General features: G+C 74.1%; 14 protein-coding genes. 4 read left to right on the forward strand and 10 right to left on the reverse strand.

Annotation, left to right across the window (positions count from 1 at the left end):
- Window positions 1–63: 63 nt before the first annotated feature.
- The 3 genes from ABD774_RS03130 to hrcA are packed head-to-tail and all read right to left on the reverse strand — an operon-like array spanning window position 64 to window position 3,075.
- The gene (locus ABD774_RS03130; protein WP_345037524.1) at window positions 64–864 is read right to left on the reverse strand and encodes a 16S rRNA (uracil(1498)-N(3))-methyltransferase; all 801 of its coding nucleotides are present in this window, start codon (window positions 862–864) and stop codon (window positions 64–66) included.
- 4 nt (window positions 865–868) lie between these two features.
- Window positions 869–1,996 carry a molecular chaperone DnaJ gene (gene dnaJ / locus ABD774_RS03135; RefSeq protein ID WP_345037526.1) on the reverse strand — a complete coding sequence of 376 codons (1,128 nt, stop codon included), beginning with the start codon at window positions 1,994–1,996 and terminating at the stop codon, window positions 869–871.
- A gap of 59 nt (window positions 1,997–2,055) precedes the next feature.
- On the reverse strand, window positions 2,056–3,075 hold the full coding sequence (gene hrcA / locus ABD774_RS03140) for a heat-inducible transcriptional repressor HrcA (protein ID WP_345037528.1): 1,020 nt from the start codon (window positions 3,073–3,075) through the stop codon (window positions 2,056–2,058).
- A gap of 105 nt (window positions 3,076–3,180) precedes the next feature.
- Here hrcA and ABD774_RS03145 point away from each other — a divergent pair, with 105 nt between their 5' ends.
- On the forward strand, window positions 3,181–4,074 hold the full coding sequence (locus tag ABD774_RS03145) for a DUF3097 domain-containing protein (protein ID WP_345037530.1): 894 nt from the start codon (window positions 3,181–3,183) through the stop codon (window positions 4,072–4,074).
- A gap of 15 nt (window positions 4,075–4,089) precedes the next feature.
- On the opposite strand, the gene ABD774_RS03150 is transcribed toward ABD774_RS03145, so the two are convergent.
- The 4 genes from ABD774_RS03150 to lepA all read right to left on the reverse strand — a co-directional run bounded on the left by ABD774_RS03150 (window position 4,090) and on the right by lepA (window position 9,045).
- On the reverse strand, window positions 4,090–5,046 hold the full coding sequence (locus tag ABD774_RS03150) for a DUF2189 domain-containing protein (protein ID WP_345037532.1): 957 nt from the start codon (window positions 5,044–5,046) through the stop codon (window positions 4,090–4,092).
- Window positions 5,047–5,187: 141 nt separating this feature from the next.
- Complete coding sequence (gene hemW, locus ABD774_RS03155) at window positions 5,188–6,468, reverse strand: radical SAM family heme chaperone HemW (RefSeq protein WP_345037534.1); 1,281 nt, start codon at window positions 6,466–6,468, stop codon at window positions 5,188–5,190.
- 58 nt (window positions 6,469–6,526) lie between these two features.
- A complete protein-coding gene (locus ABD774_RS03160; protein ID WP_345037537.1) occupies window positions 6,527–7,186 on the reverse strand; it encodes an MOSC domain-containing protein in 660 nt (219 codons plus the stop codon).
- A complete protein-coding gene (gene lepA / locus ABD774_RS03165; RefSeq protein WP_345037539.1) occupies window positions 7,186–9,045 on the reverse strand; it encodes a translation elongation factor 4 in 1,860 nt (619 codons plus the stop codon). Before lepA ends, ABD774_RS03160 begins: the two co-directional genes overlap by 1 nt.
- A gap of 220 nt (window positions 9,046–9,265) precedes the next feature.
- Between lepA and ABD774_RS03170 the strand changes: the two genes are divergently transcribed.
- The 3 genes from ABD774_RS03170 to rpsT all read left to right on the forward strand — a co-directional run bounded on the left by ABD774_RS03170 (window position 9,266) and on the right by rpsT (window position 11,047).
- Window positions 9,266–9,844 carry a hypothetical protein gene (locus ABD774_RS03170; protein ID WP_345037542.1) on the forward strand — a complete coding sequence of 193 codons (579 nt, stop codon included), beginning with the start codon at window positions 9,266–9,268 and terminating at the stop codon, window positions 9,842–9,844.
- Window positions 9,845–9,965: 121 nt separating this feature from the next.
- The gene (locus ABD774_RS03175) at window positions 9,966–10,574 is read left to right on the forward strand and encodes a type II toxin-antitoxin system PemK/MazF family toxin (protein WP_345037544.1); all 609 of its coding nucleotides are present in this window, start codon (window positions 9,966–9,968) and stop codon (window positions 10,572–10,574) included.
- Window positions 10,575–10,786: 212 nt separating this feature from the next.
- Window positions 10,787–11,047 (forward strand): 30S ribosomal protein S20, encoded by a 261-nt coding sequence (gene rpsT, locus ABD774_RS03180; RefSeq protein WP_248256153.1) that lies wholly within the window; start codon window positions 10,787–10,789, stop codon window positions 11,045–11,047.
- A gap of 87 nt (window positions 11,048–11,134) precedes the next feature.
- Here the strand turns inward: rpsT and ABD774_RS03185 are convergent, their stop codons facing one another.
- The 3 genes from ABD774_RS03185 to holA form a co-directional block, all read right to left on the reverse strand.
- A complete protein-coding gene (locus tag ABD774_RS03185) occupies window positions 11,135–12,316 on the reverse strand; it encodes a glycosyltransferase family 4 protein (RefSeq protein ID WP_345037549.1) in 1,182 nt (393 codons plus the stop codon).
- A gap of 97 nt (window positions 12,317–12,413) precedes the next feature.
- Window positions 12,414–13,853: an MFS transporter gene (locus ABD774_RS03190; RefSeq protein WP_345037551.1), complete on the reverse strand. Its 1,440-nt coding sequence runs from the start codon at window positions 13,851–13,853 to the stop codon at window positions 12,414–12,416.
- A 90-nt stretch (window positions 13,854–13,943) separates the two neighbouring features.
- Window positions 13,944–14,948, reverse strand: coding sequence for a DNA polymerase III subunit delta (gene holA / locus ABD774_RS03195; protein ID WP_345037554.1), 1,005 nt, complete (start codon window positions 14,946–14,948; stop codon window positions 13,944–13,946).
- Between the last annotated feature and the right edge of the window lie 84 nt (window positions 14,949–15,032).

Consider the following 15,032-nt stretch of genomic DNA (forward strand, 5'->3'; position numbering starts at 1 on the left):
CGGTCGCGGCGCCGCACGGTCGTGCCTCGCCGGTTGCAGGATATCGTCCGGGCCGCCCGCCGCTCAGCCCCAGCGCCCGAGGCGCTGGGACAGGACCGCCAGGGCCGCCGGGCCGGCGGTCGACGTGCGCAGCACGTGGGGGCCGAGGAGGACGGGCTGCGCACCGGCGGCGGCCAGGGCCGCCACCTCCTCGTCGGTGATGCCGCCCTCGGGCCCGACGACGACCGCGACGTCCGTGGGGCGCGCCAGTCCCGCCTCGCCGCCCGCGCTGACCCGGCCCGGGTCGGGCAGCACGGCCGCCGACAGCGGCACGGCCGCCTGCTCGTGCAGCACGAGCACCGCCCCGCCCGCGGCGACGGCGGAGGCGACGGCGGCCACCAGCTCACGGGTGGCGACGAGGTCGTGCACCCACGGCACCCAGGACCGCCGGGACTGCTTGGCGGCGGCGAGGGCGACGGCCTCCCACCGCCGTCGGCCCTTCTCCACCTTCGGTCCGGACCAGACTGAGACGGAGCGGGACGCCTGCCAGGGGACGAGCCCGTCGGCGCCGAGCTCGGTGGCGGTCTCGACCGCCTGCTCGTCCCGGCCGCCCTTGGCCAGGGCCTGGACGAGCACGAGGCGGACGGCCGGCGCGGGCTCGCGGGTCACGGCTGTGACGGCTACCGAGAGCTCGTCCCTGGCGGCCGCCGCCACCGTCCCGGAGACGCGCAGTCCGGCGCCGTCGACGAGCTCGACCGCCTCGCCGGCGCGCATGCGCCGGACGGTGGCGGCGTGCCGGGCCTCCTCGCCGCGGAGCGTGACGACGGCACCCGTCACCGCCGTCGCCAGCGTGTCGGCGTCGGCGTGGAAGACCGCGGTGGTCATCGCCTCAGCGGCCGGCGAGCTTGTCGCGCAGCTTGGAGAAGACGCCTGTGCCGGAGGCGGCGAGCCGCGACTCGGGCTGCTCCTCGCCCCGCAGCGCGGCCAGCTCCGCGAGGAGCTCGCGCTGGCGCTCGTCCAGCCGGGTGGGGACCTGGACGTCGACGTGCACGTGCAGGTCGCCCCGTCCGCCGCGGTGGAGGTGGCCGACGCCAAGGTCGCGCAGCGTGTAGACCTGCTCCGGCTGGGTGCCGGGCTCGATGTCGATCTCGCGCGGGCCGTCGAGGGTGTCGAGCGTGGTGACCGTGCCGAGGGCGGCGGCGGTCATCGGCAGCGCGAGGGTGCAGTGGAGGTCGTCGCCGCGGCGCACGAACAGCGGGTGGGCCTTCTCGCGGATCTCGACGTAGAGGTCGCCGGCGGGGCCGCCGCCGGGGCCGACCTCGCCCTGTCCGGTCATGCGGATCCGGGTGCCGGAGTCGACGCCGGCCGGCACCTCGACGCGGATGGTCTGGCGGGTGCGCACCCGGCCCTCGCCGGAGCAGTCCTGGCACGGGTCCGGGATGACGGTGCCGTGGCCCTGGCACGCGGAGCACGCCGTCGTGGCCATGACCTGCCCGAGGAAGGAGCGGGTGACGCGCTGGACGGAGCCGCGGCCGTGGCACACCTCGCAGGTGCGCGGGGAGGTGCCGGGGCGGCAGCACGAGCCGTGGCAGGTGGGGCACACGACGGCGGTGTCCACCTGCAGCTCGCGGGTGGCGCCGAAGACGGCCTCGGAGAGCTCGATGTCGAGGCGGACCAGGGCGTCCTGGCCGCGGCGCCCGCGCGGCACCGGGCCGCGCGGCGCGCCGCCGGCGGCGGCGCCGAAGAAGGTCTCGAAGATGTCCTGGAAGCCGCCGAACCCGGCCGCGCCGGCCCCGCCGCCGCCGCCGAGGGCGGACTCCCCGCCCATGTCGTACAGCTGGCGCTTCTCGGGGTTCGAGAGAACCTCGTAGGCACGCGTGACGTCCTTGAACCCGTCGGCCGCCTCGGGGCCCGCGACGTCGGGGTGGAGCTTGCGGGCCAGCTTCCGGTAGGCCTTCTTGATCTCCTCGCCGCTCGCCTGGCGGGAGACACCGAGGATCTCGTAGTAGTCGTTCACCACGTCACTCTCTGCTGGGGAATGTCGGTCTGCGTGCGGGCGGCGGGGGCCGCGAGGTGCTACCCGGCGAGGATTCGGGAGAGGTAGCGGGCCACGGCGCGCACGGCCGCCATGGTCCCCGGGTAGTCCATGCGGGTGGGGCCGAGCACCCCGAGGCGCGCCACGCCGTCGGACGCTTCCTCACCACCGTAGACGCTGGCCACGATCGACGCCTCGGCCAGCGCCTCGTGGTGGTTCTCGGCACCGATGCGGACCGCGACGGCGTCCTCCTCCATCTCGGAGAAGAGCTTGAGCAGCACCACCTGCTCCTCGAGCGCCTCGAGCACCGGGCTGATCGTGTGGCTGAAGTCAAGATCCGCCCGCGCGAGGTTCGCCGTGCCGGCCATGACGATGCGCTCCTCCGCGTCGAGGCGCAGGGTGTCGGTGAGCTGGGCGCTGACGGCCTCGACCAGCGGCCGGTGGGCCGGGGCGAACTGCGCGGGCAGCGCCGCGAGCTCCTGGGAGATGGTCTGCAGCCGCCGGCCGGCGCAGATGACGTTCAGCCGGGCGCGGAGCTCCGCGGTGACGCCGGCGTCGATCTCCGCGGCGGTCTCGATGGTCCGCTGCTCCACGCGCCCGGTGTCGGTGATGATCACGACGAGCAGGCGCTGGGGGCTGAGCGGCACCAGCTCGAGGTGGCGCAGGGTGGAGCGCCGCAGGGACGGGTACTGGACCACAGCCACCTGGTGGGTGAGCTGGGCGAGCAGGCGGACGGTCCGCTCCACGACGTCGTCGAGGTCGACGGCGTCGTCGAGCAGCACCTGGATCGCGCGCTTCTCGGCGGCGGACAGGGGCTTGATGGCGCCGATCTGGTCGACGAAGACGCGGTAGCCCTTGTCCGTGGGCACCCGGCCGGCCGAGGTGTGCGGCTGGACGATGAGCCCGTGCTCCTCCAGGGCGGCCATGTCGTTGCGGATCGTGGCCGGCGAGACCCCGAGCGCGTGGCGCTCCACCAGCACGCGCGAACCGACCGGCTCCCTCGTGGAGACGTAGTCCTGGACGATCGCCCGGAGCACGTCGAGGCGGCGCTCCTCGCTCACTGCGTCCTCCTCACGCTTCAGCACTCTCAACCGTTGAGTGCTAATCCTACGCGCCACGCCCCGGGGTGCACCGGTGGCGGTGCCCACACTGCGTAACCTGCCGGGGTGAACGACCGCTACGGCTCCGACGTCCTCTCCGCCGACCCGCACCGCAGCGGATCCTTCGCGCACCGGCCGACCAGCCGGGACCAGGCGGCCGAGTCCGGCCTCGTGGTCGAGGAGGTGACCTCCGGTTTCGTGGGCGCGGTGGTCCGGGTGGAGAAGTCCGGCGGGATGCACGTCGTGGTGCTCGAGGACCGGCACGGCGGGCGGCGCGCCTTCCCGCTCGGACCTGGCTTCTGGGTGGAGGGCCGGCCCGTCACCCTCACCCCGCCTGCCGCCGGACCGCGGCGCCAGGGCCCCACCACGGCCGGCGGCCGCCGCCTGACGGCGTCCGGCTCGCTCGCCGTCGAGAACCAGCGTGCCCGGGTGGCCCGCGCCTCGCGGATCTGGGTGGAGGGCCGTCACGACGCCGAGCTGGTGGAGCGGGTCTGGGGCGACGACCTGCGGGTCGAGGGCGTCGTCGTCGAGATGCTCGACGGCGTCGACAACCTCGAGGCCGTGCTGCGTGACTTCCGGCCGGGCCCCACCCGCCGCGCCGGCGTGCTGGTGGACCACCTCGTGCCGGGCTCGAAGGAGTCGCGCATCGCCGCCAGGGTGACCGGCGGGCCGGCGGGGCAGCACGTCCTGGTGCTCGGGCATCCCTACGTCGACGTGTGGCAGGCCGTCCGGCCGGAACGGGTGGGGCTCAGTGCGTGGCCCGACGTCCCACGCGGGACCGACATCAAGGTCGGTACGCTCCGGGCCCTGGGGTGGCCGCACGCCGACCAGGCGGACATCGCCCGCGGCTGGAAGCGCATCCTGGGCCGGGTGCGCGACTACAAGGACCTCTCCCCCGCCCTCCTGGGGCGGATGGAGGAGCTGATCGACTTCGTCACCGCGGTGCCCGAGGGCGCCTGAGCGGCCCGGCACGGCTCAGGCGCTGCCCGGGACCATGACCGGCCCGCCCGTGAGCCTGCGGTAGACGAACACCGTGGCGATCGTGATCATCGGGATCGCCACGAGCAGGCCCACGCCGAGCGCGATCGCGCCCAGGATGGCCACCCCCATGCTCGCGAGGATCAGCAGGAGCGCGGTGCCCAGGTTGTCCTTGACCAGACGGAAGCTCGACCGGATCGCGTCGACGGCCGAGAACCGGCGGTCGATGGCGAACTGGAGGTAGAACATCCCGAGGACGAGCACGATAAGGCCCGGGATGATCAGCAGGACGAACCCCACCGCGGTGAGGATCGCCATGAGGACGGCGGCCAGCAACGCCTGGAGGAAGTTCGGCACCCGGAAGAAGTCCCCGAGCTCCAGCCGCCTGCCGTCGACCGTCCGGAGCGCGGCGGAGACCAGGCCCGCGGTGATCGCGAAGTTGATGATCGTGAAGAGCAGGTTGACGGCCGACGCCGCCGGGTCGAACGCGAAGGTCGCCGTCGGGTCGAGGCGGTTGGTGCCGAGGTTCTGGTTGCGGATCGTCTGCTCGATGCTCGAGCCGATGCCGCCGACGACGAGCAGGACGAGGGCCGCGACGATCCACGGCCCGGCGTTCGCCTTGAAGCCCTGCCAGGCGTAGCGGAACGCCTCGCCCACCGACGCCGTCCGCTGCCCGTAGGCCTCCTGGGCCTGGGGCGCCGCCGGTGGTCCGCCGTACGCGGGCTGCCCGTAGGCGGGCGGCTGCTGACCGTACGGGGGTCGCTCGCCGTACGGCTGCTGACCGTAGGCCGCAGGCTGCTGACCGTACGGCTGCTGACCGTAGGCGGGGGGCTGCTGACCGTAGGCCGGGGGCTGCTGGCCGTACGGCTGCTGACCGTAGGCGGGGGGCTGCTCCCCCGACGGGCTCGGGACCAGGGGGTCCTCGGGTCGCTCCGGAGGTGGGGTCTGCGTCATGGGAGCGCTCCTTCTCGGTCTGGGCAAGCTGCCATGGACCGGCACCCCCTACCAAACCGCCCCGTGCGCGCCACGTCAACGGCCCCAGGGCCGATCGGCCGGATGAACGCCCCGCCTCACCCGGCGGCCGGACAGGGTGTCTCAGTCGGTCAGCGCACGGACCACGGCGTCGGCGAGCAGGCGTCCCCGGAGCGTGAGCTGCACCCTGCCGCGTCGCGCGGCGGCGAAGTCGACGAGCCCCTCGCGGAGCAGGTCGGCAACCGTGCCGCGCAGGCGCTCCGGGACCCGTCCGGTCCCCGGCTCGAGCTCGAGCCCGTCGGCCAGGCGCACGCCCAGCATGATCCTCTCGAGCTCGCGGGTCGCGTCGTCGAGGACCTCCCTGCCAGCGGCCGGGCTCAGGCTTTGCTCCAGGCGGAACGCGTAGGTGCGCGGATGCTTGACGTTCCACCAGCGCACGTTGCCCACGTGGCTGTGCGCGCCGGGGCCGACGCCCCACCAGTCCTGGTCGCGCCAGTAGGAGAGGTTGTGCCGGCTCGCGTGGCGGGGCGGCCGTCCCGGCACGTCGGCGGGGTCGGTCCGGGCGAAGTTGCTGACCTCGTACCACCGGAAGCCCGCCTCCGAGAGAACCCGGTCGGCGAGCTCGTACTTGGTCGCGGCGTCGTCGTCGTCCGGGAGCGGCAGCTCACCGCGCCGGACCTGGGCCCCCATCTTGGTGCCCGGCTCGACCACCAGGGCGTAGGCGGAGACGTGGTCCGGCTCGAGGGCGACGGCGGTGTCGAGGCTGGTGCGCCAGTTGTCCACGGACTCGCCAGGGGTGCCGTAGATGAGGTCCACGGACACCTCGAGGCCGGCGTCCCGAGCCCACCGGACGACGTCGGGCAGCCGTGCGGGATCGTGCGTGCGGTCGAGGGTCTCGAGCACCGAGCGCACCGCCGACTGCATCCCGAAGGAGACCCGGGTGAAGCCGGCCGCGGCGAGGGCGGCGAGGGAGGCGGCGTCCACCGAGTCGGGGTTCGCCTCCGTCGTCACCTCCGCGCCCGGGGCGAGCCCCCAGGTGTCGCGCACGGCGCCGAGCATCCTGGCGAGGTCCGCGACGGGAAGCATGGTGGGGGTCCCGCCGCCGACGAAGACCGTCGACACCTCGCGCGCCGGGAGCCCGGCGTCGGCGAGCGTGGGGTCGGACAGCACCCGTGCCGCCAGCTCGATCTCCCGCAGGGCGGTGGTGGCGTAGCTGGCCGCGCTCGCACCGCCGCCGAGCTCGGCGTTGGTGTAGGTGTTGAAGTCGCAGTAGCCGCAGCGCACGCGGCAGAACGGCACGTGCAGGTAGACGCCGAGGTCGCGCGCGGCGGCGCCGTGGGCGCTGGAGACCGGCAGGGCGCCGTCGTCGGGCGGCGTCTCGCCGTCGGGCAGGGCGGGGGGCATGGGGTCCAATCATCGCTCTTCGGGGAGCGCGCGTGTGCGCGGCTCCCGCGGTCGGCCGTCAGCCGGCGGGCACGGCGGCGCGCGCAGCCACCCGGGCGACGTGCTCGCGCAGGTAGGCGGCCATGGCGATCTGGCCGTCGCCCTCGGCGGAGAGAAGGGTGCGGGCGTCGTCGACCCCCTGCGCGGGGAACCAGCCGGCGACGGTGACGCCGTGGCCGGGTCGGTGCGTCACCGTGACGGTGTCCCCCGCGCGGACCTCACCGGGGACGAGCACCCTGAGATAGGCGCCCGGTCGCCCGCGCTGCGTGAACCGGCGGACCCAGCCGTCCTGGCCGAGCCAGCGCCCGAACGTCGCGCACGGCGTGCGGGGGCCGGTCACCTCGACCTCGAGGGTGTCGCCGATGCGCCACCGCTCCCCGATCTCGGCGTCGTCCACCGGCAGGCCGGACACGCGCAGGTTCTCGCCGAACCGGCCGGCGGGTACGTCCTCGCCGAGCTCGCCCGCCCACCAGTCGGCCTCGGCCTGGTCGTAGGCGTACACCGCCTTCTCGAGGCCACCGTGGTCCTTGCGGTCGGCCTGCACGTCGCCGCGAAGGCCGTAGCGCCCCACCCGGACCGGGCCCTCGGCGGGCCGCTTGTCGATCGCCGTGACGCCGACGCTCCCGCCGTCCAGGTGCAGCTCCGCCACGCGGCACACGTGGCTGACGACGCCGGCCACTACTTCTTGCCGGTGGGCGCGTCGGAGGTCAGCGCGGCGATGAACGCCTCCTGGGGGACCTCCACCCGGCCGATGTTCTTCATGCGCTTCTTGCCCTCCTTCTGCTTCTCGAGCAGCTTGCGCTTACGGCTGATGTCACCGCCGTAGCACTTGGCGAGCATGTCCTTGCGCAGGGCCCGGATCGTCTCGCGGGCGATCACGCGCGCGCCGATGGCCGCCTGGATCGGGACCTCGAACTGCTGGCGCGGGATCAGCTCCTTGAGCTTGCCGGCCATGGTCACGCCGTAGGAGTAGGCCTTGTCGCGGTGGACGATCGCGGAGAACGCGTCGACGTGCTCGTGGTTGAGGAGGATGTCGACCTTGACGAGGTCGGCCTCCTGGTCGCCGGAGGGCTCGTAGTCCAGGGAGGCGTAGCCGCGGGTCTTGGACTTCAGCTGGTCGAAGAAGTCCCCGACGATCTCCTGCAGCGGCAGGGTGTAGCGCAGCTCGACGCGGGTCTCGGACAGGTAGTCCATGCCGAGCAGCGTGCCGCGCCGCGCCTGGCACAGCTCCATGATCGCGCCGACGAACTCGCTGGGGGCGAGGATGGTCGAGCGCACGACGGGCTCGCGGATCGAGGTGATCTTGCCCTCGGGGAACTCGCTGGGGTTGGTGACGCGGACCTCGGTCCCGTCCTCGGTGACGACGTCGTAGGAGACGTTGGGCGCCGTCGAGATGAGCGAGAGGTCGAACTCGCGCTCGAGGCGCTCCCGGACGATCTCAAGGTGCAGCAGCCCGAGGAAGCCGCAGCGGAACCCGAAGCCGAGCGCGACGGAGGTCTCCGGCTCGTAGACCAGCGCGGCGTCGTTGAGCTTGAGCTTGTCGAGGGCGTCGCGCAGCACCGGGTAGTCGGAGCCGTCCACGGGGTAGAGCCCGGAGAACACCATGGGCTTGGGCTCGCGGTAGCCGCCCAGGGCCTCGGCCGCCGGCTTGGACAGGTTGGTGACGGTGTCGCCGACCTTGGACTGGCGCACGTCCTTCACGCCGGTGATGAGGTACCCCACCTCGCCGACGCCGAGCCCCTCGGACGGGGTCGGCTCGGGCGAGATGACACCGATCTCGAGCAGCTCGTGCGTGGCCCGCGTGGACATCATCTGGATCCGCTCGCGGGGGCTGAGCTGACCGTCGATGACGCGGACGTAGGTCACGACGCCGCGGTAGGTGTCGTAGACGGAGTCGAAGATCATCGCGCGCGACGGCGCGTCGGCGTTACCGACGGGCGCGGGGATCTCCTGCACGATGCGGTCGAGGAGGTCCAGCACGCCGGCCCCGGTCTTGCCGGAGACGCGCAGGCAGTCCTCAGGGTCGCCGCCGATGAGGTTCGCGAGCTCCTCCGCGTACCTCTCGGGCTGCGCCGCGGGCAGGTCGATCTTGTTCAGGACCGGGATGATCGTGAGGTCGTTCTCCATGGCCATGTAGAGGTTCGCCAGGGTCTGCGCCTCGATGCCCTGCGCTGCGTCCACGAGGAGGATCGCGCCCTCGCAGGCGGCCAGCGACCGGTTGACCTCGTAGGAGAAGTCCACGTGGCCGGGCGTGTCGATCATGTTCAGCGCGTACGGCTGGCCGTCGACCTCCCACGGCATGCGCACGGCCTGGGACTTGATGGTGATGCCGCGCTCGCGCTCGATGTCCATCCGGTCGAGGTACTGCGCCCGCATGGCGCGGTCGTCGACCACCCCGGTCAGCTGCAGCATGCGGTCCGCCAGCGTCGACTTGCCGTGGTCGATGTGGGCGATGATGCAGAAGTTCCGCAGCAGCTCGGGCGGGGTCGCCGCCGGGCGGATCTGCGCGGCTTGTGCCGGGCTGGGGATGGGTGACACGCAGCTACCTCGGGAGACGGACGGAGCGCGCGGGCGCGCGGGACTGGACCAGACCATATGGTCCCACGGCGCCCGGCCGAACGGCGAAAAGGTCCGGCACGACGAAGCCCTCCGGCACGACGAAGCCGTCCGCCACGACGGGACCGACCCAGAAGTTCCCGGTGTTCGCCCACGGGTGAGCGTGCGGCCCCGCGCTGCGCCGTCGTGCGAGGCTTGCCGTATGACGGCGGCCGGCGACATGCTCAACCAGGTGGTACCGACGCTCGTGCGCGTGGCGCGCCGTCCCGGCGCCCTGCTGCTCAGCGCCGCGGCCACGGCGGTCGGGATCTTCGCACTCCTCGGCCTCCTCCTCGGCACCGACGGATCGGGCTGGACGGCCTGGATACCGTTCGGGCTCGCCGCCGTCCTCGCGCTCCCCGTACTGGTCCTCACCGTGCGCCGGGCCCGGCTGCAGGCTCAGACGCACGATCTCGACCTCCGTCAGACGCTCGTCGGGGGCAGCAGAGAAGTGGTCGTGGTCGACTCGAACGGCCGGGACCCCTCCCGCTACGCGCTCCAGGACGAGGTCGAGACGCTCAACGCAGCGATGGCCGAGGGAGCCGTGCGCACCGCCCGCTTCCTCCCGCGCGTCGAGGCCGCCCAACGGGCAGCCCTCGTGGCGGCCGGGGGGACGGTCCGGGCGCCCTACCTCGCCGACGACCTGCGCGTGACGATCCTCGCGCTGCTCGGCACGCTGGCGGCGGTCCCGCTGGGCACGCTCGGGGCGGTCGTCACGGCCGTTCTGCTGCTCGCCTCCTGACTCAGCTGCTCACCTCCCGACGACCGCCGGTCCCCGGTGCCACCGCCGGTCCCCCGGTGCCGCTGCTTGGCCGGACGGCCCAGGGATGCGCCGTCACCGCCGCTCGGTAGCCTGGGCCGCCATGAGCTCGATCCTCCGCAGGGCGATCCGGATCGCCGGCCGCGCGGCCGGCGACGCGGCCCGGCAGTACCTATCCCGCCGCACCGACGACCCCTCGCGCGGCCAGCCGCGCCGTCCCCGCCGTGACGCCGGACCACGGGGGACGTCGTCGCCGCGGGCGTCCGCCGGTGAGCAGCAGGTCGAGGCGGCCTCACGCGAGACAGTGGTGTACGACGTCGCCCGGCTCGGTCTGCCCGAGCTGGACTACGACCCCCGGCACGACGACCAGCCCGACCCCGGCGAGGTCGTGTGGACGTGGGTGCCCTACGACGACGACCCGGGCCGCGGCAAGGACCGGCCGGTGCTCGTCCTGGCACGGGAGGGGGCCGGCCTCGTCGTCGCGCAGATGACCTCCAAGGACCACGACCGAGACGCCGCCGACGAGGCCTGGTACGGGCGGCGCTGGATCGACGTCGGCTCCGGCGACTGGGACTCCCGCGGGCGCGAGAGCGAGGTCCGGCTGGACCGGCTGCTGCTCGTCGAGCCGATGGCGGTGCGCCGCAACGGCGGCTCCCTCGACAGGGCCCGCTTCGAGCAGGTCGCCGCCGCCCTCCGCGCGCACCACGGCTGAGGGCCGCCGGCGCGAGACCTCGGTCACGTCGGCGTGGCCTCGCCCGTCCGGGCGCCCGGCTGGTAGTCTTTTCGCTTGGGTCGCCGCCCGGTCGGCTGCGACCCGGCCAACGACCAACCACGAGGTACCCCCACGCCCCAGTCCCGGTCGCGGCGAATCCCTCACGACCGTTGACAGATCGCTCCGGCGAACGCAGAAGAGAGTCCCTTAACGTGGCGAACATCAAGTCCCAGAAGAAGCGCATCCTCACCAACGAGAAGGCGCGGCTGCGCAACAAGGCCGTGAAGTCCGAGCTCAAGACGCACGTGCGCCGGGTCCGCGAGGCCCTCGCCGCCGGCGACAAGGACGCCGCGGCCACCGCGCTGAAGACGGCGGGCCGCAAGCTCGACAAGGCCGCCAGCAAGGGCGTCATCCACGCCAACCAGGCCGCCAACCGCAAGGCGAAGCTGGCCAAGCAGATCTCCGCGCTCTGAGCCAGGTCTCCGCGCTCTGAGCGCACGGCTCGCTGAGCCACGACGGCGCCGCTCCCCTCGGGGGGCGGCGCCGTCGTCGTCCCGCTGTCAGCTGTACTGGTGGCGCTCGCTGTACTGGTGGCGCTCGAAGCCGGCGACCTGGCGCGCGACGCGGGCCTCGGCCCGGTCGATCACCGTGGCGTAGTGCCCGAGGAGCGCCTCGCCCAGGGCGGCCCAGGAGCGCGGGAGCACCCGCCGCCGGCCGGCCTCGCCCATCCGGGCGCGCATGGCGGGATCGGCGGCGAGCACGCGCACGGCGCCCGCCAGCGCCCGGTCATCCTCGGGGGCGTAGAGGTAGCCGGTGTCCCCCTCGGCCACCACGTCCAACGGGCCCCCGGCCGCCGGGGCCACGACGGTGACGCCGCTGGCCATGGCCTCCTGGAGCGTCTGGCCGAACGTCTCGTGCGTGCCGGTGTGGACGAAGACGTCCAGGGCCGCGTAGGCCCGGGCCAGCTCGGCGCCGTCGAGGCGTCCGAGGAACGCGGCGCCGGGCAGCTGTCGTTCGAGAGCGGGACGGGACGGCCCGTCCCCCACGACGACCAGGCGCACGCGAGGGTCGTCGTTCAGGACGGCCAGGCGTTCGACCCGCTTCTCCGGCGCCAGGCGCCCGACGTAGCCGACGAGCACGGCCCCCTCCGGCGCCCCGGCCAGGAGGCGCCGGCGCAGGGCCGCCCCCTCCGGCGTGGTGCGGTGGCGCGGGTGGTAGGTCTCGGCGTCGACGCCCCTGCCCCACCACTCGGTCCGCTCGACACCCGCTGCTGCGAGGTCGGCGAGCGAGGCGCTCGACGGGGCCAGGGTCAGGTCCGCGCAGGCGTGGACGTAGCGGAGCCATCGCCAGATGCCGGGGGCCGTGGCGCTGAGCCCGTGCTTGCGGGCGAAGCCGGCCACGTCGGTCTGGAACACGGCGACGGTGGGCACCCCCCGGCGTCGCGCCAGGACGAGGGCCTGCGCTCCGAGCCCGAACGGCGACGCGGCGTGCAGGACGTCGGGGGCGAAGGAGTCCAGCGTCTTCACGAGCTGGAGGCTCGGCACGGCGGCCCGGAAGCCGCGGTAGCTGAACGAGGATGCCTGGACCACGGGGAAGCCGGCGTACCGGCGGGGAGCGGGCCCGGGGCAGACGACGACGGCGTCGTGCCCGCGGGCGGCGAGGTGGTCGAGGACCCGGAGCACGGAGGTGGTCACCCCGTTGGCTGCGGGCAGGAACGATTCGGTGACGATCGCAACTCGCACGTCCACACGGTCCCGCGCCCAGGTGGCGTCCTGGCGACGGCCGGTGGAGTGTCGGGTGGCGGGCCGGTGAACGCTCGGGGTCGCGACCGCCGCGACGTCACTCCTCGAGGGCGAGGCCCCGCCGTTCGGCCAGGAGGAGCGCGCCGCCGGCCGCGACGAGGAACGCGACCGCGAACGCGGTGAACACCAGCCAGATCTCGCCGCCGCGGTTGAGGACCGGCACGGCGAGCGGAGCCAGGATCGAGGCGATCCGGCCGAACCCGGCGGCCCACCCGGCCCCGCTGCCGCGCACAGGGGTCGGGTACATCTCCGGCGTGACGGCGTAGAGCGCGCCCCAGGCGCCGAGGGCGAAGAACGAGAGGAGGCAACCGGCGGTGATCACACCGGCGGGCGTGGAGGCGACGGCGAAGAGGTAGGAGGCCGCCGCGGCGCCGACCAGGAAGCTGGCCAGGGTCGGCCGGCGGCCCCACCGCTCGATCAGGTACGCCGCGGCCGCGTACCCGGGGAGCTGGGCCGCCGTGATGATGACGGTGTACTCGAACGACTTCACGAGGTCGAACCCCGAGGCGACGAGCAACGTCGGCAGCCAGACGAACGCCCCGTAGTAGGCGAAGTTCAGGAAGAACCAGACCAGCCACAGCCCGGTGGTGCGCGTGCGCAGCGCCCGGCCCCAGATGACGGACAGCCCGCGGGGCGACGGCGAGGCCTCCGGCGCCGCTGCCTCCGGCAGTGCTGCCTCCGGTCCCGCGACCCGGGGTGCCGCGCCCCCCGGTGCCGCGACGGCAGCGCCGGCGACCGCCGCCGACGAGGCTCCCGCGTCCGGCACCGCGGCGGGCTCCGCCGTCGTGCGGGCGAACAGCGGGTCCGAGTCCTCGAACCGGCGCACGGCCTGCTCGGCCTCCGCGTGACGTCCGCGGGCCTCCAGGAACCGGACGGACTCGGGCAGGCTGCGGCGGACGTAGATCGCGTAGAGCGCGGGCACGGCGCCCAGGGCCAGGGCCCACCGCCAGCCGTCCTGGGTGTCGGAGACCACGAAGTAGCCGATCAGGGCCGCCGCGAGCCAGCCCACGGCCCAGAAGGCCTCCAGGACGACGACGAGCCGGCCGCGGATGCGGCTGGGCGCGTACTCGCTCACCAGCGTGGACGCGACCGGGAGCTCCGCGCCGAGCCCGAGCCCGACGACGAGGCGCAGCACCACGAGGGCCGCCACCGAGGTGGCGAGAGCCGACGCGCCGGTGGCCAGCCCGTACACCAGGAGCGTCAGGGCGAAGACGTTCCGGCGCCCGATGCGGTCGGCGAGCAGGCCGCCGAGCGATGCGCCGAGCGCCATGCCGACGAAGCCGATCGACCCGATCAGGCTCAGCTGGGTGTCCTCGAGCTCCCACTGCACGGCGAGAGCGGCCATGACGAAGGAGATGAGGCCGACGTCCATGGCGTCCAGCGCCCAGCCCACGCCCGAGCCGACGATCAGTCGCCCGTGCTGACGCGTGAACGGCAGCCGGTCGAGGCGCTGGGTGCGGGTCGTCTGAGCGGTCACGCACCAACGGTAGTTGCCGGGCGACGTACCCCTCAGGGGCGTCTCAGCGGCGCCGTTCGGGCGCCGGCCGTTGGTCTCGGCGGCGGCGTCTCAGCGGCGTCCGCGCGCGGCCGCGACCTTGAGCACGGCCCGCTCGACGGCGAACACCGGGTCGCGGCCGAGTCCCTTGACCTCGGCGTCGGCGGCGGCGACCGCCGTGATGGCCGTGGCCAGCCCCTCCGGGGTCCAGTCCCCCAGCTCGCGCCGTGCCCGGTCCACCTGCCAGGGCGCGAGCCCGAGCTCCCCGACGGACACGCCGGCACGGCCCCGGGTGGCGGCGACCTTCGCGAGCGTGCGCAGCTTGACGGCCAGGGCGGCGACGATCGGCACCGGCCCCGTGCCGGTCGCGACGGCGTGGCGCAGGAGCGCGACCGCCTCCCCGGCCTGCCCGGCCACGGCAGCGTCGGCGACCTTGAACCCGGTCGCCTCCACCCGTCCGCCGTAGTAGCGCTGGACCACGTCGGTCGTCACGGTGCCCGTGGTGTCGGCGATAAGCTGACTGGTCGCGGCGCCGAGCTCGCGCAGATCGGCGCCGGTGGCCTCGACGAGCGCCTGGACGGCGTCGGGCTCGATGCGCCGGCGCGCACGGCGGAAGTCGGCCCGGACGAAGTCGGCCTTGTCGCCGTCCCGTTTGACCTGGTCGCAGGTCACCACGGGGTGGCCGCCGGCGGCGATGGCGTCCAGCAGCTTCTTGCCCCGGGCGCCGCCGTTGTGACGCACGACGAGCCAGACGTCGTCGGGCACGGCGCGCAGGTAGACGAGGGCGTCGTCGAGGAACGCGTCCGTCATCGCCTCCGCCCCCTCGACCACCAGGCAGCGGCGCTCGCCGAACAGCGACGGGCTGGCCACCATCTCGAGCTGACCGGGCTCGTACGCGGCCGCCTCGAGGTGGGTGACCTCGACCTCGGGGTCCGCCTGCCGGGCCTGCTCGAGCAGGCGGTCCACGGCACGGTCGGCCAGGAGCCCTTCGGTGCCGCGGACCAGGACGACGGGCGCGAGCTCGACCTGGTCCCAGGTGAGGGCGGGGGCGGCGCTCTTGCGGCGGGCGGGTGGCACTCCCCTAGCCTGCCACGCCCCACCCGCACGCCCGGTCCGCCATCCACCGCCACGGCACCGCGCGTGCGGGACGGCGCATGGCAC

Origin of the sequence: Georgenia daeguensis (assembly GCF_039537705.1) — a bacterium.
In the GTDB taxonomy this organism is placed as follows: Bacteria; Actinomycetota; Actinomycetes; order Actinomycetales; family Actinomycetaceae; genus Georgenia; species Georgenia daeguensis.

Excerpts from the sequence above, each read along its gene's own strand:
- ABD774_RS03175 (WP_345037544.1), top strand. The coding sequence starts at position 9,966 with ATGAGCTCGATCCTCCGCAGGGCGATCCGGATCGCCGGCCGCGCGGCC.
- ABD774_RS03150 (WP_345037532.1), bottom strand. The coding sequence starts at position 5,046 with ATGACGCAGACCCCACCTCCGGAGCGACCCGAGGACCCCCTGGTCCCG.
- ABD774_RS03170 (WP_345037542.1), top strand. The coding sequence starts at position 9,266 with ATGACGGCGGCCGGCGACATGCTCAACCAGGTGGTACCGACGCTCGTG.
- hemW (WP_345037534.1), bottom strand. The coding sequence starts at position 6,468 with ATGCCCCCCGCCCTGCCCGACGGCGAGACGCCGCCCGACGACGGCGCC.
- ABD774_RS03130 (WP_345037524.1), bottom strand. The coding sequence starts at position 864 with ATGACCACCGCGGTCTTCCACGCCGACGCCGACACGCTGGCGACGGCG.